20 protein-coding genes are annotated in these 24,891 nt (G+C 40.7%); 9 read left to right on the top strand and 11 right to left on the bottom strand.

Going from position 1 to position 24,891, the window contains the following annotated elements:
* Nucleotides 1-23 precede the first annotated feature (23 nt).
* The 6 genes from DWA30_RS03370 to DWA30_RS03345 all read right to left on the bottom strand — a co-directional run bounded on the left by DWA30_RS03370 (nt 24) and on the right by DWA30_RS03345 (nt 7,547).
* Nucleotides 24-1,454: a choice-of-anchor B family protein gene (locus DWA30_RS03370; RefSeq protein ID WP_114491130.1), complete on the bottom strand. Its 1,431-nt coding sequence runs from the start codon at nt 1,452-1,454 to the stop codon at nt 24-26.
* 91 nt (nt 1,455-1,545) lie between these two features.
* Nucleotides 1,546-2,439, bottom strand: a complete 894-nt coding sequence (locus DWA30_RS03365) for an aminotransferase class IV (protein ID WP_114491129.1) — start codon at nt 2,437-2,439, stop codon at nt 1,546-1,548.
* A 2-nt stretch (nt 2,440-2,441) separates the two neighbouring features.
* The gene (locus DWA30_RS03360) at nt 2,442-3,167 is read right to left on the bottom strand and encodes a sulfotransferase-like domain-containing protein (protein WP_114491128.1); all 726 of its coding nucleotides are present in this window, start codon (nt 3,165-3,167) and stop codon (nt 2,442-2,444) included.
* Nucleotides 3,168-3,208: 41 nt separating this feature from the next.
* Nucleotides 3,209-5,056, bottom strand: coding sequence for a glutamine--fructose-6-phosphate transaminase (isomerizing) (gene glmS, locus DWA30_RS03355; RefSeq protein ID WP_114491127.1), 1,848 nt, complete (start codon nt 5,054-5,056; stop codon nt 3,209-3,211).
* A gap of 10 nt (nt 5,057-5,066) precedes the next feature.
* On the bottom strand, nt 5,067-6,611 hold the full coding sequence (gene bamH / locus DWA30_RS03350; protein WP_114491126.1) for a BamH family beta-barrel-assembly machinery protein: 1,545 nt from the start codon (nt 6,609-6,611) through the stop codon (nt 5,067-5,069).
* Between the two features lie 126 nt (nt 6,612-6,737).
* Nucleotides 6,738-7,547, bottom strand: coding sequence for a glycogen/starch synthase (locus DWA30_RS03345; protein ID WP_114491125.1), 810 nt, complete (start codon nt 7,545-7,547; stop codon nt 6,738-6,740).
* A 104-nt stretch (nt 7,548-7,651) separates the two neighbouring features.
* Between DWA30_RS03345 and panC the strand changes: the two genes are divergently transcribed.
* The 7 genes from panC to DWA30_RS03310 all read left to right on the top strand — a co-directional run bounded on the left by panC (nt 7,652) and on the right by DWA30_RS03310 (nt 15,297).
* Nucleotides 7,652-8,497: a pantoate--beta-alanine ligase gene (gene panC / locus DWA30_RS03340; protein WP_114491124.1), complete on the top strand. Its 846-nt coding sequence runs from the start codon at nt 7,652-7,654 to the stop codon at nt 8,495-8,497.
* Between the two features lie 12 nt (nt 8,498-8,509).
* The gene (gene panD, locus DWA30_RS03335; RefSeq protein ID WP_114491123.1) at nt 8,510-8,857 is read left to right on the top strand and encodes an aspartate 1-decarboxylase; all 348 of its coding nucleotides are present in this window, start codon (nt 8,510-8,512) and stop codon (nt 8,855-8,857) included.
* A 1-nt stretch (nt 8,858) separates the two neighbouring features.
* On the top strand, nt 8,859-9,821 hold the full coding sequence (locus DWA30_RS03330) for a lysylphosphatidylglycerol synthase transmembrane domain-containing protein (protein WP_114491122.1): 963 nt from the start codon (nt 8,859-8,861) through the stop codon (nt 9,819-9,821).
* A gap of 79 nt (nt 9,822-9,900) precedes the next feature.
* Nucleotides 9,901-11,049: an alpha/beta hydrolase gene (locus DWA30_RS03325; protein ID WP_114491121.1), complete on the top strand. Its 1,149-nt coding sequence runs from the start codon at nt 9,901-9,903 to the stop codon at nt 11,047-11,049.
* Nucleotides 11,050-11,316: 267 nt separating this feature from the next.
* Nucleotides 11,317-12,675: a DNA repair protein RadA gene (gene radA, locus DWA30_RS03320; RefSeq protein WP_114491120.1), complete on the top strand. Its 1,359-nt coding sequence runs from the start codon at nt 11,317-11,319 to the stop codon at nt 12,673-12,675.
* 59 nt (nt 12,676-12,734) lie between these two features.
* A complete protein-coding gene (locus DWA30_RS03315; RefSeq protein ID WP_114491119.1) occupies nt 12,735-13,868 on the top strand; it encodes a M23 family metallopeptidase in 1,134 nt (377 codons plus the stop codon).
* 64 nt (nt 13,869-13,932) lie between these two features.
* Entirely contained in the window at nt 13,933-15,297 is a 1,365-nt protein-coding gene (locus tag DWA30_RS03310; protein WP_114491117.1) for an acyl-CoA dehydrogenase family protein, read from the top strand.
* On the opposite strand, the gene DWA30_RS03305 is transcribed toward DWA30_RS03310, so the two are convergent.
* The 3 genes from DWA30_RS03305 to DWA30_RS03295 are packed head-to-tail and all read right to left on the bottom strand — an operon-like array spanning nt 15,294 to nt 18,144.
* Nucleotides 15,294-16,331, bottom strand: coding sequence for an NADP(H)-dependent aldo-keto reductase (locus DWA30_RS03305; protein WP_114491115.1), 1,038 nt, complete (start codon nt 16,329-16,331; stop codon nt 15,294-15,296). The two genes, DWA30_RS03310 and DWA30_RS03305, sit on opposite strands and share 4 nt — an antisense overlap.
* Before the next feature lie 31 nt (nt 16,332-16,362).
* On the bottom strand, nt 16,363-17,319 hold the full coding sequence (locus DWA30_RS03300) for an OmpA family protein (protein ID WP_114491113.1): 957 nt from the start codon (nt 17,317-17,319) through the stop codon (nt 16,363-16,365).
* Nucleotides 17,320-17,379: 60 nt separating this feature from the next.
* Nucleotides 17,380-18,144 (bottom strand): exodeoxyribonuclease III, encoded by a 765-nt coding sequence (locus tag DWA30_RS03295; protein ID WP_114491112.1) that lies wholly within the window; start codon nt 18,142-18,144, stop codon nt 17,380-17,382.
* Nucleotides 18,145-18,268: 124 nt separating this feature from the next.
* Here DWA30_RS03295 and DWA30_RS03290 point away from each other — a divergent pair, with 124 nt between their 5' ends.
* Nucleotides 18,269-21,685, top strand: a complete 3,417-nt coding sequence (locus DWA30_RS03290; RefSeq protein WP_114491110.1) for a DUF8818 domain-containing protein — start codon at nt 18,269-18,271, stop codon at nt 21,683-21,685.
* A 194-nt stretch (nt 21,686-21,879) separates the two neighbouring features.
* On the top strand, nt 21,880-22,245 hold the full coding sequence (locus DWA30_RS03285; protein ID WP_114491108.1) for a hypothetical protein: 366 nt from the start codon (nt 21,880-21,882) through the stop codon (nt 22,243-22,245).
* A 72-nt stretch (nt 22,246-22,317) separates the two neighbouring features.
* On the opposite strand, the gene DWA30_RS03280 is transcribed toward DWA30_RS03285, so the two are convergent.
* Nucleotides 22,318-24,483 (bottom strand): T9SS type A sorting domain-containing protein, encoded by a 2,166-nt coding sequence (locus DWA30_RS03280; protein ID WP_114491106.1) that lies wholly within the window; start codon nt 24,481-24,483, stop codon nt 22,318-22,320.
* A 74-nt stretch (nt 24,484-24,557) separates the two neighbouring features.
* A partial coding sequence (locus DWA30_RS03275) for a His/Gly/Thr/Pro-type tRNA ligase C-terminal domain-containing protein (RefSeq protein WP_245933855.1) occupies nt 24,558-24,891 on the bottom strand: 334 nt, incomplete at its 5' end.

Below are 24,891 nucleotides of genomic sequence, written 5' to 3'. Positions count from 1 at the left end.
AACCCTCACTACCGCTTCCGTGGCTACTGTTTGCTTATCTTGGCACTAATGGTATCATTGATCCTAACCATATATATTCCTGAAGCGAACGAGGCAATATCCACGGTATAAGAAGCAGCGTTAATCTGGTCATTTTCATATAAGACCTTTCCGAAGAGATCATACACCACCACCTTGGTAATAGGCATAGCATCTAATCGAATACTAAAGGCATCTGTAGTTGGATTTGGAAAAATAGTCGCACTTAGTGCTGCTGATTCATTAACACTTAAAATACTCTCGTCTCGCACCACGAACATACCACCATTATCCGAGTAATTAGTAACGATCAAATTGCTGCTCTGAAAGTAGGGATACACATTCCACGCACCGGGGTCACCGACACTTGCACCTGCATTGTCGTTGGGTGGGTAAGTGTCAAAATAACCGGTTTCGATAATGTTCTGGTTTTCGATATCCGAAATATCATACACGCGCATACCCCCTCTGTAGTTGGCCAAGTACATCGTATCTCCTAACACGTATAAATTGTGATCGGACGCCTGTGTGGTACCGGTGTATTCGAAATGCAACTGCGGATTATCAAGATCGGTAAAATCCATGATGATGATTCGGGTCATAAATCCAAAGAACAACTCATCCAACTCGTCCCCAACAATAAAGTATCGCTGATCTTCGGTAAACCAGCCTTGGTGGGTGTACCCGATATTCGAATACCCTATGCTTGCAATTGCCACCGGATTGTTCTTGTCGGTCACATCCACAATGGCCACCTCATCTTCATTACTACCAACATAGATCTCTCGTCCTGCATAATCAGTATCGGGACCGTTATAGGTAACCACCTGAGCATCGTGAGAATATCCATAACCGGAGAAACCGCCGGCTGCCACCGGATTGGTGGGATCGCTAATATCTACAAAGTGAGGACCCCCCGAAAAAGTTTGAGTACCCACACCATAGGCATAGGCTTCAGCTTCGTTTATCACCACATTATGCGCTCGTAAAAACCCGTCGTAATGTCCATCTTCGGTAAAGACCACAGGTGGATTAACGACCGTTCGCAGTCGGGTAAGATCGAATACCTGCATCCCATGATTGTCTGCCTCGCTCACTATAAAAGCATGATTATTATAAACTTTTACATCTCGCCACTGACTGTCAAAACTGTGGGTAGGAAGTTTTCCTAAATACACCGGATTTACAGGATCACTTATATCGATAAAGGCCGTCCCATTATTTAAGCCCATAAGCACGTATTCTTTTCCGTCGGAAGGGTCTGTCCAACCCCATGAATCATTCCCTGAAGATGCGCTAAATGTAGTAAGAGGTAGGTTGGATTGTAATAGGTAACCGTCGCACGGAAAACCATCGGCCGTATTACCAACACAAGGTGTTTGAGCTTGAGTACTAATTGAAAATGAAAATAGTAAAAGGAGGAAAAATTGTTTCATAAAATGAGCTTCTAGTATATGATATAATTGATTTAGGTAAATCTACTTCTTTTTAAAGGAAGAAAGTAACCCTACCCAAATTTTAGCATTGTTAAAGCGATTCACATCGCGATCGTATTTGCTGCTTGAAGTAGCTTAATACGTTTTCCATAAGGGGAGCATTTTTAGATATTTCTCTACCGTCAATCTCCACTACCGGTGTAAGCTCGCCCATGGTTCCCGTAGCAAAAACACCATCTGCGTTTATCAACTCACTCAACGACAAATCTGCTTCTTGAACAGCAACGCCCATTTCTTGACACATTTCGATCACGGTACTCCTTGTAATACCGGGCAAGCAAGCATGTGCAAAGGGTGTATACACCTTCTCATTCTTTACCATAAAGAGGTTGCTACCGTTCAATTCGGCAACAAAACCACGCTCGTCCAACATAAGCCCCGCATCTTTTCCAGCCACATTCGCCTGAATCTTCGCGATGATGTTATTAAGCAAATTATTGTGATGGATCTTACTGTCTAAGAATTGAGGAGCATTGCGACGCTGACTACTACTTAGCACTTTTATACCACTAGAATTATCGTAGACTAGCGGTTTCCATTCGGCCAATACGATAAGGCACGATCCGTTTTGATTAAGTCTTGGGTCCATCCCACTGGTGATCTTTTCTCCACGTGTTAATGTGAGACGAATGTGTACATCATCATTCATTTCATTGGCCTCTAACGTTAGTTTAATGGCTTTTTTGATCTCCTCTTTAGAAGGAATGTCTACAAACGCTAAAGTTTTTGCACTTTCTTGCAAGCGGGTTAAATGTTGATCTAAGCAAACGATACCCTCCGGGTAGACACGCAAGCCTTCCCAAACGGCATCACCTCCTTGCACCGAACTGTCGAATACCGAAACTTTAGCTTCTGCCCTTGGGTACAAACGGTCTTTTACATACACTTGAATTTCATTATTTCGAGTATCAAATTTTTGAAGCATAGCTAATCGTTTTTTAATATATGTTCTTTTAAACTGTTGTAATAAGGCATAGCCTCTGCCAACAAGGGCTCTAGATGTTCCGGCAATTCTTGCGAACTACTTTTTTGCACCTTAAATCCGTTGGATTCATGCACGTTCTTATACCAATGCGAAGCCCAAATTCCATCCTCTGGTAACCCCCCCTTTTCCCACTGAAGCATCGCTTCGGAAAATGGGAGATCCAATCGTGTACATATCTTTTTTAGATAATTTTTAGGGTCTTTCAGCAGTTCATCGCTATCGATGACTATAGGGATCTTTCCGTTTGCTTTCAGAAAAGAAAACAAGGCTGCTATTTTTCGAGTGCCTATATCCTGTATCTGCGGGGCATCAATAACCCGTGCAAAAGAAGCAATTAATTTTTTAGGATGACGCAGTAAGATAATAGTATCCCAATTTAAAATAAAGTGAGGATCCTCAGCCAAATAATGATGTGCCATTCCTTTTACAAAGACATGCTTTACCGCTGCCAAGGCATTGATGCCTTCGACAATAGCAGTTTCATCTAGCTCCATCGTACGAATGATCTGGTCGTGAGCAGGGTGTTCTACTCGATCGCTCGTATTGTTTAGATAATACCCATAAAACGGTTCATCCAACACATTACAATCTTTGCGTTGTGCAAAGGAATACATTAGAGCGGTAGATAAATTTCTAGGTCCGGAAATAAGATTGATGACCTTATTCATTCGAATAAAAGTACATCAATTTACGAAGGTGTAAAAGTAAATTACTCTACAGTAACCGATTTCGCTAAATTTCGCGGTTGGTCTACATCGCGACCCAACATAACTGCGATATGATACGAAAGCAATTGCAGTGGGATTGTCGTAACAAGTGGCGTAAGTGCTTCGGGTGTTGCCGGCACTTCCATTATATAATCGGCCATTTCTTTTACAACAGTATCTCCTTCGGTCACTACGGCGATGATCTTACCCTTACGTGATTTGATCTCTTGAATGTTACTAACCACTTTTTCGTAGTGATTACTGTTTATTGCAATCACAACAACCGGCATTTGCTCGTCTATAAGTGCTATAGGACCGTGTTTCATTTCGGCCGCCGGATATCCTTCGGCATGTATATAGGAGATTTCCTTTAACTTCAATGCGCCTTCCAAGGCCACCGGGAAATTATAACCTCTTCCGAGGTAAAGAAAATTCTTAGCTGCTTTAAAGATCTCGGCGATCTGGATAATATTGTCTTCTTCTTGAAGTGCTTTTTCAACCTTAGACGGAATCATCTCCAGTTCACGAAGGTGAAGCATATAATCGCTTTGTGAAACAGTCCCTTTTACTTTTGCCAACCTAAGTGCGATCATAGTAAGTACCGTGATCTGTGTAGTAAATGCTTTGGTAGATGCCACTCCAATTTCGGGACCGGCGTGGGTGTAAGTTCCACTATGTGTTTCGCGAGAGATCGTTGACCCTACTACGTTACATATTCCATACACAAAAGCGCCTTTTTCTTTGGCAAGCTTAATGGCCGCCAACGTATCTGCTGTTTCTCCACTCTGAGAGATTGCAATAACCACATCCTTTTCGGTAATAATCGGATTTCTATAACGGAACTCAGATGCATATTCCACCTCAACGGGGATACGCACCAGATCCTCAAAGATATATTCTGCTACTAAGCCTGCATGCCAAGAGGTGCCACAGGCTACGATTATAATTCGATCTGCATTGGTAAATTTTGAGATATAATCTTCTAATCCACCTAATTTTATTATTCCTTGATCGGCTAATAGACGACCACGATAGGTATCTTTTATTACTGAAGGCTGTTCGTTGATCTCTTTCAACATAAAATGATCATAGCCCCCTTTTTCGATCTGTTCAAGGTTAAGTTGCAATTCTTGAATGTAAGGCGCAACTAGTTTATCACCTTTGATATTTCTAACCTTCACCTCTCTACCACGACGAATGATCGCCATTTCCTCATCTTTAAGATAGATGGCATTGTTCGTAAATTCGATAAAAGGAGAAGCGTCACTAGCCACAAAAAATTCGTCTTCACCAATACCAATGGCCAAGGGACTGCCAAGCTTGGCTACAACGATCTCATCGGGTTTGTTTCGGTCGAACAACGCAATGGCATAAGCACCAACTACTTGATTTAAAGCGATCTGAACTGCTTTCCCCAGCTTTACATCTTCTTGCTTTTTGATCTCTTCGATCAAATTCACCAATACTTCTGTATCGGTATCTGACGTAAATGTATACCCTCGATTTATCAATTCTTTTTTAATAGAACCATAATTTTCGATGATCCCATTATGAATTATAACAAGGTCTCCACTGTTCGAGTAATGAGGATGTGAATTAACATCGTTAGGCACACCGTGTGTGGCCCATCTTGTATGACCTATTCCCAAGCTTCCTTTTGAAGTAATGGACTTTTCAACTTTAGCTTCCAAGTCGGAAACCTTTCCTTGGGTCTTGCACAATTGAATATCAGAACCGTCGTACAAAGCTATTCCTGCACTGTCATATCCTCTGTATTCCAAACGTTTTAATCCGTTTAAGATTACGGGATATGCTTCTCTGTTTCCAATGTATCCAACGATACCACACATAGGCGATTATTTAATTAGGTTCTGTAAAATAGATTTGGAGCTTTAATCTTTTATTCTCATTGGCAGTATTGTTTCCAATTAATACAGTGCCTTCGGGAGAAATGACCGAACTTGCAGGGATTTCAAAAATTCCTGGTGCTTGTGAGGTTCTCAAGTCTTGAAATCCGGGTTGAACCACATTTTGAGATACCACAAGTGCTAACGGCACATTGGTAGAATCTCTATTTATTAAATTACTAACGTGGTTGGTAATTCTAAGTTTATAAAAGTCGCCATTCTCATCGGTACCGCGGTCCAATCGACCTAAATGCACATTTACTGCATTTAATGGTTCTTCGGAAGAAGTAAGATCTTGATTAAAATCTACCAACACTGTACTGTTGTTAGCATCGTAAATTAGTAATCGTTCCGGTTCGGTTTCTCCTCCTTCTACTTGATCTTGATCTACATAAATAATAAGATTGGCTTCATTTATTAGTAATTCTCTTTCTCGCAACAGTTCTAATTCGTCTGCAACACCATTATTGTCTGCGTCTTCACCAAATAGTTCGATGATCGAGAATACACCGCTGCCGCCGCGTACATACAACTTTTCTTCTCCATTGTTAAAATCTGGGTTCTCGAGATCGGACGCTACTTGTGGAGCTAGTTCGTTATCGAACACATTTACATTTACTCCGTTGAAATTAAGTTCAAACTCGCGTTCTTCACGGTTTCCATCGTCATCGAGTTCATCTATAGTATAGTAGATCGTAATATTCGCATCTTCTAGGTCGAACAAAAATAAGTTTGTGTCGTCCAGATCAGATTCGATGTTAAAATAGAGCCCTCGCAAGTAATTAGCGAAGTTATTATTATTCAATAACACTTCTTCTCCTTCTTGATCGAATATCTTCTCTTTAAAATATTCGGTAGGCAATAATACGCGTAATCCCGGAGCCAATAATTCTTCTTCACCCTCTACACCTGCATTGAAGATGATTCCTTCTTCGCTAGGCTGAAAATCTTCGATCAATGCGATCTCTTCTTGTAAGAAACTTTCAAAAAGATCCCCTTGATTTGAATAGTATTTTTGAGGCTCTTCAAAATTCGTATTCGGATCGAGTTGACGCAACAAATAACCCGACTCGAAAAGTCGAATGTTTATTTTATCGTTTCCGAAGACAGAATCTAACGCATAGTTAACGCCATCTGCAGTCTGTGTACCTTCGCTAAAAAATGGAATGTACAACGCTACACTATCGATAATAGGATCGGAACCAAAACTTGGACCTTCATCTTCTAAAGTAAGCTGACTTAACAATTTTACTGTAGACTTGCCGTAAACAGGATCGTTATAGGTTCCTAATTGGTAAACCGGTAAGTTGTTTGTTTGTACCGGTGCCATCTTTCGACTATACGCTACCACTGAACTTACGATATCCGGTTCAGCATCTAGGTCGGGCAGTCCAATAACATCTGCTCCAATCGAAGAAAAATCCTCCTCGCAAGAAGACAGTGCCAATATCATGGCAAAAACTACAGCGATCTTTGGAAGTATATATTTACTGTTCATTAAATGTTCTATTAGCTTTCTTATAACCTTAAAACAAGGTGTTTATTTTATAAAAGAGGTGATATTGTTAATAAGGACGAAATTAATGCCCTTTTATTTCAAAATTACTGAAGAAAATTTGTCTCCTTAGGATAATACTTTGGTTTGATAGAAGTCTAAATAGGCTTCTTCAGTCTCATCTAGCGTATGGTATTTTAGCACCGGTTTATCGATATCGTTTAAGTACGACTCTAGTTCTTCAGGGATTTCTTCGGAAGCAATAATCGCAGCATCACTATTATCGACCGCCGTTTTAATTACGTTCACGTAATTTGGATTCTTCAGGTGTGCAACAGCTTCTTCATCGATAGCGTCGAACATGATCTTATCCACGACCTTTTCATCTAAGGCACCTTCAAAACCAGTTCCATACACCGAAGTGACAATCTTACTGTTCTCAAAAAGTGGTTCGTTTCCGTAGTAATTCCGAAGATATAACGGTAAAAAAGAAGCTAACCAACCATGCACGTGAATGATATCGGGTGACCAATTCAATTTTTTTACGGTTTCGATCACTCCTTTTGCAAAGAAAATAGCACGCTCGTCATTATCGGGGAACAAATTCCCGTCTTCATCGGCATAGGTTGCTTTGCGCTTAAAGTAGTCTTCATTATCTATAAAATACACCTGCATACGCTCCTTAGGAATAGACGCCACCTTGATAATTAAAGGCATATCAAGATCGTTAATGACCAAATTCATCCCACTTAAACGAATTACTTCGTGCAATTGATGTCTGCGTTCATTAATATTACCATAACGAGGCATAAAAATTCGAATTTGCCCGTTATTGTTGTTTACCATTCGCGGTGCTTCAAACGACATGGAAGAAATCTCGGTCTCTGGCAGGTAAGGAATTACTTCAGATGACACATACAAGACTCTCTTATCTTTCATAAAACTGTACTTTATTGGCGTTGAAATTAAAAACACGCAAAATTACGAAATTTTATGAAGATTGTCGTGAATATATTAATTTTGCTTCCTGTTAATTCACTTTTATGGGTATTTATACCAAGAGAGAATCGTTAATTCAAGCGTTGCTCCCCTTTAGAAAGAATAAAAGAATTGGTTTTGTACCCACCATGGGGGCTTTGCATTCGGGACATCTGTCCTTGGTAAAGACCGCCTTAGAGGCCAATGATTGTGTGGTGGTAAGCATTTTTGTAAATCCGACACAATTCGACAACACCGGCGATTTAGACAAATACCCCAGAACGTTAGAGGTCGACGTCGATCTACTTAACACCCTTCAAGGAAAAGTGTTCGTCTTTGCTCCCGAAGCATCGGTATTATACAACGACCATGTGGTAGCTAAAACGTATCGCTTCGGAAGCATCGCCAATGAAATGGAAGGAAAGCATCGCCAGGGTCATTTTGATGGCGTGGGAACGGTGCTAAATATTTTATTCAGAATAGTCCAACCCGATGCGGCCTATTTTGGAGAAAAAGACTACCAACAATTACAAATTGTAAAAAAACTCGTGCAAATTGAAAAACTCCCGGTGCAGATCGTTGGCTGTCCTATAGTGCGAGAAAACAATGGTCTTGCCATGAGTTCACGAAACAAACGGCTTACCAAAGCGCAATTTGAAGCCGCCGGTCTAATCTCCAAGACCTTGTTCGAGGCAAAAGAACGGTTTAAAAAGCAATCTATCGACCAAATAAACCAATGGGTATCCGAACAATTTAACGATAGTTCGGTACTGTCTTTAGAGTATTTCGAAATTGCAAATGCCGAGACCTTAAAAACGGTTGAACGCAGGCGATCAGGAAACAAGTATCGAGCATTTATTGCGGCCTTCGCAGGAGACGTAAGATTAATTGATAATATAGCCTTAAATTAATACCTTTGCCCCATGCAAATACACGTTGTAAAATCTAAGATCCATAGAGTTAAAGTAACAGGGGCCGATCTCAACTACATTGGTAGTATCACCATAGATGAAGACCTTATGGATGCCGCAAATATAATTGAAGGAGAGAAGGTGCAGATCGTCAATAACAACAATGGCGAACGTCTTGAAACCTATGCGATCCCAGGCCCTAGAAAAAGTGGAGAGATCACCCTAAATGGCGCCGCCGCACGCAAAGTAGCTCCAGGCGATATTCTTATTTTAATTACCTATGCAATAATGGAAATGGAAGCAGCAAAATCTTTTAAGCCTGCCTTGGTATTTCCTAACGATGATAATTTACTAACTTAATTTGAACAAATCCCTCGCCAAGTTCTTAAAGATTGCCATCCCCTTGGGGTTGGGGATTTTTCTAATTTGGTATACCTACAATTCGTTTACCCCCGAGCAGATCGAGGAGGTAAAGAAGCATTTCAAAGATGCGAACTACATTTTTGTGCTGCTCTCTGTGCTATTAAGCGTTACCAGTCACTTTTTTAGAGCATACCGATGGAATTTTATGCTTGCACCCTTGGGATATACTCCAAAATTGGCCAATAATTTTATGGCGATCTCCATCGCCTATTTTATGAATATTTTTATCCCTAAGAGTGGAGAAGTAACCCGAGGAATCATCTTAGATAAATACGAGAAAGTACCATTCGAAAAAGGATTTGGCACCATTATCTCAGAACGAGTGGTCGATCTGTTGTTTTTACTCATCTTTACAGTAGCTGCATTATTTATGCGATTTGACGAATTATTCGTTTACCTAAAAGAGGTCATACCGGTTAATGTGCTTTATGTTGGTTTAACCATTATGGTCCTGTTGCCGTTGTTTTTTGGGATATTTGTTAAGTACTCCAGATCGAATATTAATCAACGGATTAAAAAGTTCATTTTTGGGTTAAAGGATGGAATGCTAAGCATACTCACCATGAAGAAGAAAGGCGCATTTATTCTTCAAACCTTTATTATTTGGGGGCTTTATTTACTGTCTTTTTATACTGCTCTTTTTGCGCTTGAGGAGACGTCGAACATTGCATTTGGCACCATTTTAATTACGTTCGTGGTGGGAAGCTTCACCTTTGCTTTTACCAATAGTGGATTCGGGACCTACCCTGCGGCAATTATGGGCATACTCCTCGTCTTTGGTATTCCGGAAACTACCGGCACGGCTTTTGGTTGGATCGTTTGGACCTCTAATATTGCTTCCATTGTGTTCTTTGGTCTGTTGTCATTTCTATTTTTACCTATCTATAATAGATCGAAGTAATTTATTGTCACGCTTTTTTCTTCGGAAGAATTTGCTGCTTTAAAATTTTAGTATCTTTCGCTTCATAAAAATCCTACTCATGAAAAAAATCTTACTGCTCACTGTTTGTTTCTTGTTTAGTATATCCGCTTCGGCTCAAATAATTTATGAAGAGTTCAATTCTTCAAAATTAGGCGAAAGTCGAAGGTTGAAAATTCAACTTCCCCGAAATTACGACGCAAATCCTGAAAAAGTATACCCTATCGTATTGGTGCTAGACGCCGATTACCTGTTTGAACCGGTAGCAGGAAATGTAGATTATTTCAGTTATTGGGAAGACATGCCCGAATCTATCGTTGTTGGAATCATGCAAGGCGATAAACGCTATGAAGATTGCGAATACGATGACACCAACTTTTTACCGGCCGATAAAGGCGCCGATTTCTTCGAGTTTATTGGATTAGAATTGATCCCATATATCGATAACTCCTATCGAACCGCAAAATTTATTATCGCTATTGGACATGATTTTACGGCTAACTTTATAAACTACTATCTATTCAAAGACCCACCATTATTTAACGGTTATATCAATTTTAGTCCCGATCTCGCGCCTATGATGACAGAACGCCTACCGCAACGTGTACCGGAAATTGAAAGCAAGATCTTTTATTATCTGGCTACCGGAACCGACGACATTAAAGATCTAATGGAAATAAGTGAAGAGCTTAATAAAGGATTGGCCGGACTCGAAAGCGACACTTTTAATTATTCGTACGATAATTTTCCGGGAGCTACCCATTACTCCTTGGTTGGGCGAGGGATCCCAAATGCCATGGAGAAGATATTCTCTGTGTATCGACCCATTAGTAAACAAGAATACAACGACGTTCTATTAAAGCTGGACACCCCAATTTCGCAATACCTTATCGATAAATACGCTACCATAGAGAATCTCTTCGGATTGACAAATCCGATACGTGTCAACGATTATATTGCTACCGCAACCGCTTCAGAAAAGAAAAAACAATGGGAGTCCTTACGCGAAATCGCCACTATGGCAAAACGCGATTATCCAGATACCGTGCTCGGTGATTATTATTTAGGACGGTATTACGAAGAGACCGGTGATCCCAAAAAAGCAATGCGAACTTTTCAAGGTGCATTCGACAAGGAAGAAGTCGATTTTATTACTATCGATCTCATGCTAGACCGGGCCGACAAGATCAAAACCGATTTTGGCTATTAGAAGAAATCTTTATAAATGAACAAACCCTCTAAAAAATGAATTTTAGAGGGTTCTTTATGGTTAAATTTTCTCCCTAAATCTTAACCTTTATTTTTGCTCTTAGAACCTCAAATGTAACACACAACCACTAAATATTCAATACGTAGAAAAACGTATTTTTCAATAAAATTTCAAAATTGTTCACTTTAGAACAACTTATTATTTGTTACTTTTATTACTGAAGAATCGTGCTACATTCCCATCAATTATTTATAATTTAGCAGTCCTATGGCTAAGACCAAAACCACATTCTTCTGTCAGAATTGCGGAGCGCAATTCTCAAAATGGCAAGGCCAATGTACTTCCTGTAAAGAGTGGAATACCATTGCCGAAGAAGTAATTCAAAAAGCTGAAAAAAAGAGCTGGAACACTTCCGAAGCAACCCCAAAAAGAGCAGCTAAACCTCAAAAGATCTCAGAGATCTCCTACCAATCGGAGGCACGTCTCAACACCAAGAACAATGAATTGAACCGAGTCTTGGGTGGCGGACTGGTACCGGGGTCATTAACCTTATTAGGCGGCGAACCGGGCATTGGAAAAAGCACTTTGATGTTACAGGTTGCCTTACAATTGCCTTATAAAACCCTATATATATCCGGTGAGGAAAGCGCCCAGCAAATTAAAATGCGCGCCGACAGAATCCAACCAGACGCCGAACACTGCTATATATTAACCGAAACCAAGACCCAAGATATCTTTAGAAATATTTCCGATATACATCCCGATATCGTGGTGATCGATTCTATACAAACCTTACATACCGATTATATCGAGAGTAGCGCAGGCAGTATTTCACAAATACGTGAAACTACAACCGAGTTGATCAAATTTGCGAAAGAAACAGGCACTCCGGTAATCTTGATTGGACATATAACCAAAGACGGACATATTGCCGGGCCTAAAATTCTAGAACATATGGTCGATACGGTGCTACAATTTGAAGGGGATAGGAATCATATCTATCGTATTTTACGTGCAAATAAGAATCGCTTCGGAAGCACCAACGAATTGGGCATATACGAAATGCAAGGCGGCGGCTTACGAGAAGTGAGCAACCCTTCGGAGATCTTGATATCGAAGAATGAAGAAGACCTAAGTGGCACCGCAATTTCGGCAACACTCGAAGGTATGAGACCGTTGATGATCGAGATACAAGCCTTGGTGAGCAGCGCGGTCTACGGCACCCCTCAACGCAGTGCCACCGGTTACAATGCCAAACGCCTCAATATGATCTTGGCAGTTTTAGAAAAACGCGCCGGATTTAAACTAGGGGCCAAGGATGTTTTTTTAAATATTACAGGCGGAATTACCGTAGACGACCCAGCCATCGATTTAGCAGTGGTTGCTGCTGTACTCTCTTCGAACATAGATATTGCGATCGACAAAACCACCTGTTTTGCTGCAGAAATTGGATTGGCAGGTGAAATTCGCCCAGTGACGAGAGTCGATCAGCGAATATTGGAAGCCGAAAAACTTGGTTTTAGCAATATTGTAATCTCTAAATATTGTAAGCTGCCCAAACAACAATACACAATTAATATCATTAAGGTAGCGAAAGTGCACGATGTGGTACACCACTTGTTTTAACGCTTCTTAAGGAACACCCTAACATTTTATTGCGACATTTTGGGTTATCTTTAGTAGCTATGAAACCGCTGCACCTCTGTTTTCTTTGTCTAATTATTATCACTTCCGGATGTAATCAGATCCAAAAGGCAGCCGATGTCGTCACCAAGCCGTCGGCAAGAGAAGTGTATGCACGTGAATTTAGTAAAGAAGATTCTCTGTTTATTTCTTGGAATCAGACTTTTGATATAGCCCTACAAGACAGTCTTCAAATTACGTTGCCATATTCAGAAAGCGGAGTTTTTACCTCGGAAAAACAACTGGTTCATAGTTATAACGTCCAATTAGTAGAAGGACAGCGATTGTTTGTGGAAACCACTACAAGTCCCGATTCACTTCGAGTTTTTATCGATCTATTCCAAACAGTAAACGATTCGATTACAGAACTAAAATTACTTAAAAGTTCAGAACCCGATTCACAAGAACTCATTCACGAGATCGAAGAGTATACCACTTATAAGATCACTGTACAACCTGAAATAAGGGTGAGTGGTTCCTATATTCTGAAAATTTATACCAAGCCGGTATATCAATTTCCTGTTAGCGGCGTAGATAACAGTAGCATTCAAAGCGTCTGGGGCGATTCGCGTGAAGGCGGTAAACGATTTCACGAAGGAGTCGATATTTTTGCCGAACGCGGTACTCCGGTAGTCGCGGTCACCGATGGAAGAATCTCCTCGGTGGGCGAACGGGGTAAGGGAGGCAAACAAGTCTGGCTGCGCGATGGTTTGTTTGGCAAGTCCTTATATTATGCGCACTTAGACAGTATTGTCGCTACTAACGGACTTAGAGTGAAGACCGGTGATACCTTAGGTTTCGTTGGGAATTCGGGTAACGCTGTTACCACCAAACCGCATCTTCATTTCGGCATTTACAAAGGGTATACAGGAGCGGTAAATCCGTTGCCCTATATAAAAATGACCGAAATCCCGGAAGTAGATTCACCTTTCAATGAAAGCAAAGGCACCGTTCTTAAGAACAAATCGGAGTTACGTAGCGGACCGGCGACTGGCTTCGAGCAATTGGCCTCTTTACCAAAAAATGATACGGTTTTCATCTTAGGGAAACACCAGAATTGGTATCACATAAGCACAACTACTGCTATTAAGGGGTTTATTTACACATCCTTACTTTCACCAGTTCCATCAAATTAACACTTCTTTGTGTATCAATAACAACAAGAGCAGTTACCTTTAGTAATCAACTAAAATAGCTGTTATGTCATTGTTTAAAAAAATAAAACAAACTATTGCATTAATGCGTGATGTGGATCTGGATGCCCTCGGAAAGATCTCAGAAAAAATTGACCTGCCGGAAGTAATGGCGGCAGTAGGTGAACTTGACGATCGTCAACTAAAAGGATTGATGAAAATGCTTAAAAGTCAAGGCAAGAAAGGACAACACAAGTTACCGCCCATCGATGGGGACTTTTACGATCTTAGTCTGAAATTAAGTCCGGAACAACGTGAGCTTCAGTTAAAAGTTCGCAACTTTATGGAAGATGAAGTAAAACCTATTGCCAACAAGTATTGGAACAGAGCCGAATTTCCCTTCGAGATTATTCCGAAGATGGCAAAATTAGATATCTGCGGTATTGCGTACGACGGTGTAGGACCCACCCAACAAACCTTTTTAATGGAAGGTATCATCGCCATGGAATTAGCACGTATCGATGTGTCGATCTCCACCTTCTTTGGGGTACATAGTGGCTTAGCCATGGGCTCTATCTACGTGTGTGGTAGCGAAGCTCAAAAACAAGAGTGGTTGCCAAAGATGCAACGTATGGAGGTTATCGGTGCCTTCGGTCTTACCGAGCCCGAAGTAGGTTCTGCCGTTGCCGGGGGATTAGGTACTACATGCCGACAAGAGGGTGATGAATGGGTGCTTAACGGTCAAAAAAAGTGGATAGGAAATGCAACCTTTAGTGATGTGACCGTTATTTGGGCGCGAGATGAAGCCAGCGACCAAGTTAAAGGATTCTTAGTGCGAAAAGGGAATCCCGGGTTTAAGGCTGAAAAAATGGAAGATAAAATGGCATTACGCACCGTGCAAAATGCCTTGATCACTATGACCAACTGTCGCGTCCCCGAAAGCGATCGACTTCAAAAATGTGAATCGTTTAAAGATACCGCCAAAGTACTAAAAATGACTCGTGCAGCCGTGGCGTGGCAAGCGGTTGGTTGTTCTCGAGGGGCCTATGAAAGTGCCTTAAAATACACCAAGAAACGCGAGCAGTTTGGAAGACCCATAGCCTCATTCCAATTAATTCAAAATCATTTGGTAGAAATGGTTGCCAATCTAACAGCAATGCAAACACTTTGCTTTAGACTTTCAGAATTACAGGACCAAAAGTTGCTAACCGATGAGCATGCCTCACTGGCTAAAGTATTTTGTAGCATGCGAACTCGAGATGTTGTAAGTCGCGCCCGCGAGGTAATGGGTGGCAACGGTATATTACTCGATTACGATGTCGCTAGATTTGTTGCCGATGCTGAAGCTATTTACAGTTATGAGGGCACCAAGGAGATCAACTCATTGATCGTTGGTCGTGCGATCACAGGGTATAGTGCCTTTGTAAGCTAAGGTGCCGGGTTTGGTATTGCTGCGTGCACCGCTTCGATCTCTTTTAGGATTTCTTCGGAAAGCGTTAGATGCACACTTTGTATGTTTTCCATGAGTTGGGCTGTAGTTGTAGCTCCTATAATTGTAGATGTTACGAATGGCTGTTGTCTGATAAAGGCGAGTGCCATTTGTGTCAAACTAAGGTCATATTTTAATGCGATCTGTTGGTACTTTTCTGTAGCCTTAAAAGAAGCTTCCCCTTGATAACGCGAATAATTAGGGAACAAGGTTACTCGTGCATTGGCCGGTTTCGCACCGTTTAAATATTTTCCTGTTAATTGACCAAAAGCAAGCGGTGAATAGGGAAGATACCCCACGTTTTCATGTAAAAGCACCTCGGTCAATCCAATTTCATCACGACGGTTCAATAAACTATATGCGTTTTGCACAGAAACCATTTTTGTAGCTCCCTTTCGCGCCTCTTCCATGTAGCGCATAAGTCCGTACGGTGTTTCATTCGATACCCCAATATGTCTAATCTTACCTGCTTTAATAAAAGATTCTAAATTTTCTATCGTTTCTGCAAAACGATCCTCTGTCTCGTTCGCACTATGATGCGGATAGTCACGCACACCAAATATATTTACGGGACGTTCTGGCCAATGCAACTGATAAAGATCTATATAATCGGTTTGCAAGCGCTTTAGACTCTTGTTCAAGGCGTCTTCAAGAGACGCTTTGCTAAAGTCTAAAGGTGTACGTATATGATCGAAATTACGCGCAGGACCTGTGATTTTTGATGCAAGTACGATCTTGTTACGGTTTCCGGTTTTTTTAAACCATGTTCCAATAATGCGTTCTGTGCTTCCTTGGGTTTCGGCCTTTCCCGGAACCGAATACATCTCGGCGGTATCGACAAAGTTAATGCCATTAGCCAACGCTAGGTCTAGTTGATCGTGTCCTTCAGATTCTGAATTTTGCTGGCCCCAAGTCATGGTGCCTAAGCAAATTTCACTTACATCTAAATTGGTGTTTGGTAGGTTGGTATAGGTCATATAAGGTATCTGCTACTGTGCATTGTGGCTGTTATATTTCGTTTAACAGCCTATTTATTTCGTCTAATTTTGGCGTGAGAACCACTTCAATTCTTCTGTTCTTTGCTTTTCCTTCGGAAGTGGTATTAGGAGCTATTGGCGCATACTCACCACGTCCGGCTGCAGTTAGATTGTCTTTTGGGATCCCGGCATTTTCGGTAAGAATAGATACTATAGCAGTTGCCCGTTTAGTAGACAGATCCCAATTATCCTTGATATTACCATTTCCACCATAGGGAACATTATCGGTGTGACCTTCAATGAGTACAGCGATCTCCGGATTGTCTGCCAACACTTCTCCTAGCGCTACTACAGCTTCTCTACCACGTGAATTCACTGCCCAACTACCACTATCGAACAATAATTTGTTTTCCATAGACACATAGACTTTTCCATCGCGCTGTTCTACGGTTAGACCATTACCTTCAAAATTGGTGAGTGCAGCCGAGATTGCATTTTTTAGGTTACGCATTTGTGCATCCTTAGCTGCGATAATGCCTTCTAGTTCTTCTACTCTTTTCGATCTTGCTGCCAAGTCTTTTTGAAGTTGTTGCAAACGTTTATTTTCTAGTGCCAACGCGCGTTCTTTTTCTTCTAATTCAATTAGTAATTTTCGGTTTCGTTCTAGGTTTTCAGATAGGGCCGAAGAACTGTTTGCTTCCAATGCATCATACGAACTTTTTAACCGCTTGTAATTGTTTTCGGCTGCATCTAAATCCATCGCAAGTCTGCTGTTTTCTGCTTTTGCCTGTTCAATTTCTCTTTGAAGTTTTTCCTGACTGTAGTTTACTGCATTCCCGTCAAGGGCATCTAGGCGTGACATTAGGTCTTTATTTTCGGCATCAAGTGTATCATATCTTTTCTGCAAATCTTCATAAATTTTTGAGGATACACAGGAAGTTGAAAGTACAGCGATAAGCATTCCGAAGAAAATATTCTTAACGATCATATTGGTTTTGAATTTGGATTATTTCACAAATTTAATTGTTTAAAGTAGCTCGCTACTGCATTAAAATTCTAATTCTACCAGCAAAGGACAATGGTCACTGTGATAGGCTTCGGGTAATATAACGGCGCGTTTTAAATTTTCTTGTAACGGTTCGGCAACCATGTTGTAATCGATTCGCCAACCTTTGTTATTCGCTCTGGCATTGGCGCGATAACTCCACCACGTATATTGATGCGGCTCTTTGTTGAAATATCGGAACGAATCTATAAAGCCACTATCAATAAAATTACCAATCCATTCGCGTTCTACAGGTAAGAAGCCGGATACATTCTTATTGCGAACCGGATCGTGTATGTCTATTGGCTGATGACAAATATTATAATCACCACAGATAACCAAGTTTGGAATTTCTTGTTTAAGTTCATCGATATACTGTTGAAAATCGGCCATATAACCCAATTTGTGGTCTAGACGAGCGATGTTAGTGCCACTGGGAAGGTATAAGCTCATGACCGAGACGTCCTCAAAATCCAAACGAATGTTACGCCCTTCAAAATCCATATAATCGATACCGGTACCATAAGCAACATTATTGGGTTCTATCTTGCTAAAGATAGCCACCCCACTGTAGCCCTTCTTTTGTGCGCTAAACCAGTAGTGATAGGGATAGCCGGCGGCTTCTATTTCGGCTACTTCAACTTGATCTTTTGTTGCCTTGGTCTCTTGTATACAAATTACGTCGGGATCTGCCTGCTGTAACCAATCGAGAAAACCTTTTCGTATGGCTGCTCGTATTCCATTTACATTGTATGATATGATCTTCAAAATGTGTTGTTTTTATTTAAAGCACTAAAGTAAATAACATTGTATTTTTACGTTTACCTTATGGCGAAAGGTTTTCCATAAGAAATCAACAAAATAAATACCATTCGCGTAAGTTGTATAGATAATGAAGATCAAACTCTTATTCCTTTTATTCTTATTAACCAGTCTCGGTTATGCACAGGAGGTTTCTTCAAACTTAAGGACGAAGCGAGTATTGGTTCAGGATACCATTCGCATTGACAGTGTAAGTATTAATCCGGCGCGTTTCACAATTACCGATCGCTCGGGTCGGGCCATCGATTCATTATTGTACACCGTAGATTATAAAAATGGAACGGTACTACTTTCCGAAGCCATTCAACAAGAAAATGATTCGATCGTTATTAATTATATGCGATATCCCAATTTTCTTACGCGCGATTATTATGCGATCGATCCAAGTGTGATCGTAGCGGGCGATGGGATTGCAGATAAACTAATTTCTTTACAAGAGCGCAATACCGAAAATCGATTTACTCCTTTCGAAGGGCTGAATACGGTTGGGAGTATTTCGCGAGGTGTAACCATAGGTAACAACCAAAATGCCGTGGTAAATTCTGAACTCGATCTACAAATTACAGGGAAGCTAAGCGATAAGGTATCCATTCGAGCTTCCATACAGGATGCTAATATTCCCACCCAGGAAGGCGGTTATTCGCAAAGTTTAGATGAGTTCGATCAAATCTTTATCGAACTATTTAGTGATAACTGGAATATACGGGCAGGAGATGTGGACCTTCAAAACACGAACAGCTACTTTGCCAACTTTACAAAAAAAGTGCAAGGAATCTCTTTAGGAGGAACGCTCAACAATAAAGACGGTTCGACATTAAGTGCGTTTGCTTCCGGAGCTTTGGTTCGCGGCGTTTTTCAACGTAGCGAATTTATTGGACAAGAAGGCAATCAAGGTCCTTATAAACTGGTAGGCCCTAACGGAGAACTTTTTATTCTAATTGTTTCGGGCAGCGAACGAGTTTATGTGAATGGCTTATTGCTCGAGCGAGGCGAAGCCAATGATTATGTGATCGATTACAATGCCGGGGAGATCAAATTTAATCCTACCTATCCTATAACAGCCAATATGCGAATTACGGTCGAATATCAATTTACCGACAGAAATTTTACGCGATTTATTGGTTATGGCGGCGGAAACTACCGAAGTGAAACGCTCGATCTTGGTACCTATGTGTATTCAGAAAATGATATTAAGAATCAGCCGTTACAGCAGAACCTATCTGAAGAGCAAGTAGCAATACTACAAGCTGCCGGAGATGATATGGAGCAAATGACCGCCCCTTCTGCCGTGCCAGATACCTTCGACGAGAATAAGGTACTCTATCGAAAGGAGATCTTATTGGGCGAGGAGATTTTCGTGTATTCTACAAATCCTGAGGATGAGCTATTCAATGTTCGCTTTACTTTAGTGGGTGAGAACAATGGAGATTATGTTATTAGCACCAACAATGCGATTAGTCGCGTTTTTGAATATGTACCTCCCTTAAATGGCATACCCCAAGGAAATTATGCACCTATTATTCAATTGCAGGCTCCTACAAAATTACAGATTGGCGGATTAAACGGGCGTTATCATCCTTCAGAAAAGACAACGATCGATTTTGAGGTGGCCGGAAGTAAGAATGACCTAAATCTTTTTTCTGAACTTGACGATAATAACAATAGTGGTTTTGCAGGAAGGCTAGCGGCTCAGCAACGGTTGCTAACTACGGCCGACACCTTGACGATAAACGGTTTTACTTCATTAGATTTTATCAATAGAGATTTTAGGACCATCGAGCGCTTGTACAATGTGGAATTTGCACGTGATTGGAATTTGATCAACCCTATGGGTAATCAACGATTTCTAATTGGCGGACTCGAGGTAAGATCGCCAAAAAATGGCGGGGGTCGCTATGCATTCCAACATTTGAATTTTTCTGAAAACTTCAACGGCACACGTCATGTATTGGCTTCCGAAGTAAATCTGAAACGCTTTAATATCGCAACCTATGGAAGTTATTTGGAAAGCAAAGGGGATTCTTTAGACTCTAAGTTTTTCAGAATAAATAACAGAAGTGCGTACTCCTTTAAAAAAGGATGGGCCGGGGTAAAGATAGCGGCCGAAAACAATAGAGTATTGCGCATGAAAAGCGATAGTCTTACACCGGTAAGTCAGCGTTTTAGTGCCTATGAAGTATTTTCAGGAATTGGAGATAGTACAAACGTATTCGTGGAGGGAGGCTATCAATATCGGGTTACAGATAGTTTACGTTCGCAATCGTTACAACGTGTTAATTCATCGAACACCTTTTATATTAAATCTAAACTTTTAAATTCGAGTACAGCTCAGCTCGCCATATTTGCCAATTATAGGGTGCTTAAGGATGAGGACGGAGATGATCCCGATGAACAATCGCTTAATTCGCGTCTTTTATACAACCAATCGATATGGCAAAATGGCGTGCGTCTTAATACCGTACTAGAATCGAACAACGGTGTTATTCCCCAACAGGAATATACTTTTATCGAGGTTGAACCCGGGCAAGGTGTTTTTACTTGGATCGATTATAACAACAATGGCGTACAAGAGCTTGATGAGTTTGAAGTAGCCCAATTTCAAGACCAAGCAGAATATGTTCGTATCTTATTACCTAACCAGATCTTCTTGAAGATACGCGAGAATAAATTTAGCCAGATTCTCACCTTAAATCCACAATCATGGAATTCGAAAACAGGCATTTTAAAAGTGCTGTCTAAATTCTATAACCAGACCTCCTATATCATAGATCGTAAAGTGCGAAGAGAGAACGATGCCTTTAATATCAATCCGTTTGAAGATGGTGGCGATGCGCAGTTAGGTTTATCTCTCAATTTCAGGAACGCGTTGTTTTTTAATCGCGGTAAGCAACATTTCACAACAAATTACACCTATGTTTCCAGTTCGAGCAGTAATTTGATCTCACTTGGACTTCAAGAGAACACGTTGAAAAGTCATCAACTCACCTTTAATCATAAAATTTGGGAAAGCTGGTTGCTTACCTTAAAAGGCGCTTTAGGAACGAATGAAAGCATGTCTGAAAATTTTGAGAACAGGAATTATGAATTAGACACCTATGAGATCAATCCGAAGATTTCGTACTTACTGAACAACAACACAAGGTTCGATCTGTTCTATCAGTTTTTGAACAAAGACAATATGCTGGGTGAGATGGAACAATTGAATCAGCAAAAGTTGGGGACATCCTTTTCGTATACGAATGCCGAAAAGATCTCTATTAACGGTGAGTTCAACTACATTGATAATGCGTATACCGGCAATGCGTTTTCTCCTGTAGCCTATCAGCTTTTAGAAGGACTACAGCCCGGTACCAATTTTACTTGGCGCTTACTATTTCAAAAACGGATCACAAAATACTTAGATGCGAATTTGTCTTACTTCGGAAGAAAAAGCGAAACTTCAAAGGCAGTTCACACAGGTAGCATTCAGCTTCGAGCTTATTTTTAATTAAACCCTAATAAGTGGCAAGTTGTACGTTTTACACTTATACTACTCCACTGAAGCAATCTAAATCTTTATCCTTAAAACATTTGGCGACTGACGAAATATTGCGGGATGAAACGTTAAGGATTTCATAGAATAGGGATTGGAACGGCACATTATTTGTAATTTACACTTTCAGAAACACTAAAACCCTAATTATGACACTTTTAAAAACCAGTTTTGCATTACTGTTTATACTTGCAATAGCTTGTAATAGCACAAAAAACAGTACCGATTCCACCACTGAAGCTTCGAGCACTGCTGTGGAAACAAGCACCGCGTCTGCTATGATGACCAACGGCTTCGAAAAAGCAGAAATTATGACCTCTAATGAAGAAGGTTGCCCGTATGTATTGAAAATGGTGAATATGGAAGATGAGCTGTTCGACCCTATTAATCTTGAGACATCTTTTCAAAGTAACGGAGAAAAAGTTTGGGTGAAGTATAGAAGACTGCGAATGGCAAACAGATGTAATGGTGCCAGTCCTGTTTCTATTGAGAGCATACAGCAGCGATCGAAGTAATTTTGACACCTTATAAATTAAAAAGAGCGAAGAAATAAATCTTCGCTCTATTTTTTATGGCTTGATTAAAGATTATTTTACAATAATCTTTGCGGTCTTTTCAATTTCACCACTACCAATTTTTACTAAGTAAACACCACTTGACATGTATGACATGTTTAGGTCATATTGGAATCTGTTCCCTTGATTTACAAGGTTGTTAAATACCAACAGTTTACCGTTAATGTCGTATACGCTTAAAGGCAATACGTCATCATAGGTAGTTTGTAACAAAATATCAAAATTCTTATTATCGGTTGAAGTTACCAATAATTCAGCATTGTCAAATTCAAGATCACTTACCGAAAGTACTGCAACATTTCTAGTATTCTCAGCATAGTAATCATTATCCGGAGCCTCATCACCTACCAAGGCGGTAAGTGTTTCTATACGATATAATTGATCCATGATCGAAAGATCTGCAGGAACACTGAACGTAAAGGTATCGGTAGCACCAGGTGCGATAGAACCGGTATAAACCTCAGCAACAGGAGCACCACCATCTACGCTGTAACTTACAGGAATCGTAGTTTGAGTAGTTGTTCCGTAGTTTTTGATCGTAATGGTAATATCTTCAGCAGCCGTTAGTTCTCCGCTATCTGGTAGGATATCTACAATCGCTACATCATTAGCAGGAATCTGTGCTGGTCCAAAATTGAATGCTCCAACATAGTCTCTTCTGTTCGGGTTGAAATATTCTGCGATATGCCAGAAGTCTTTTGCATTAGACGGATCTACCGTAAGGTGTACGTAATCTGCAAAACGGTTACCCGGGTTATTTTGAGTACTCTGAGCAATTAATTCTTCGGCGAAAGTCATATCTCCAGAAGTGTCATCTTTAAGACGACCTGTGTAACGAATAGAGATCATCTCGGTAGTACTTACAGAACTATAAGCCATGCCTATGTTTCCGTAGATATCCATCGCCATACTAGCTGAAAACGCATCTCGACCAGCAGGTGCTGTATACGTACCTTCTTGGAAGATGGTCCAAGGGTCCCCAGACTCGTCTTGACGAAGCTCATACCAACGTACACCGGCTAATTCGCCAGCGGTTGGATCGGTATCTACTACAAAATTAAATACTGCAGAGTTATATCCGTCGAATTGTCTAAACTGTGCTTGGTTCATTATAGTTGCCTGAAGTGCATCAATATCGGGTCCTGCAGGCTGAGATAGATTAGAGAACGATCCTCCATCAAATACACCAATAAAGTCGGTCACAGGAATTTCTTGTGGTGCCGAGATAGATGAGTTTCCTGGTGTTTCCCAGTCTACGTTAATTGTCCAAATTTTAAGATGGTCATTAGCCACACCAGACCAAGCATCATCTTGCATATATACAACGCTAAAGTTCCCTAGCTCTGGGTGTGATCCACCGGTATGGTGAAACCCTTGAGGGCTATAGAAACCAAAAGTGCTAATACCAGTTAAGAAAAAGCTCTGGAATTGTGCGGGATCACCAACTAACATTTTTTCACGCTCTACAGCAAATACACGTCTTGTACCAATATTTGCAGTTACGTAATAAGCATCTGGCCATACAGAGAACTTTGTGTAATCTGGAAACTGTCCTGTTCCAAATCCTGTAGTATAAACATACCAACCATCATTTACAGGGTCTGGTCCTTGAGATACCGCTACGTTGAATCCGTTAGGTGAGTTATCAAATTCTGTGATTAAGAATCGATCTGCCATTTCATCATAAATAACGATTGGGTCACCAATATTGTTTCCTGGGAAGATTGAAGCCAATGAAGCTTCTGGAGTTAATGGGTTTCCACTCTTGTCGAAAATTCTAAAACCGAAGTTCCAAGCTGCCACATAGTGGTTAGGTCCCGTTGCTCCAGTTGGATCGGTTACACCGGCTTGTGGAGTCGTATCGGCATCAAAAGTTAGAAATGGACCACCTCCTTGACGCGTTGGCGGATTAGTTTGTAAGGCTTCATCCGGTCCCGATGAACCTTTTCCTGGCACAACCGTGTTACCATAGGCTCTTTTGGGTCTCGCTTCACGAATGTCATTATTATCTACAGGGATAAACGTACCATCTCGAAGCTGTTCTGCAATACTAGGAACAACTATAGGATCTGCTAAGAACCCATAGTCACTAGCGCCACCAGCACCATTTTGCTGTGCTTGCATTGAAAATGCAACTACTGTCACCAATAGTGCAGTAAAATAATTTTTTAGTTTCATTAGGATAATTTTTAGTTAAAAAGTCGTTAAAATTAACGAATCCTGCTGACTAAAAAAAGAAAAATGTGATTATTCTACTGTGCTAAAAGCCTATACGACAGATAGGGTTTAAGAGTTTTTTGCAACGCATCAATAGCGATGCGTTCTTGTTCCATTGAGTCTCGATTCCGAAGTGTGACCGTTCTGTCTTCTAGACTTTGATGGTCTACCGTGACACAAAAAGGTGTTCCAGCAGCATCTTGTCTACGATACCGTCTTCCTACCGCATCTTTTTCATCATATACCACATTGTAATCCCACTGTAATTCATCGACAATCTCTTGTGCCATTTCCGGGAGTCCGTCCCTTTTAATTAAAGGCAACACAGCCACTTTAACGGGAGCCAATACCGGAGGGATTTTAAGAACT

It is taken from the genome of Candidatus Ulvibacter alkanivorans (genome assembly GCF_003333325.1).
GTDB classification, from domain to species: Bacteria; Bacteroidota; Bacteroidia; order Flavobacteriales; family Flavobacteriaceae; genus Ulvibacter_A; species Ulvibacter_A alkanivorans.
Note: the sequence above shows the minus strand (reverse complement) of the source record. Positions and strands in the feature narration are given on the sequence as shown.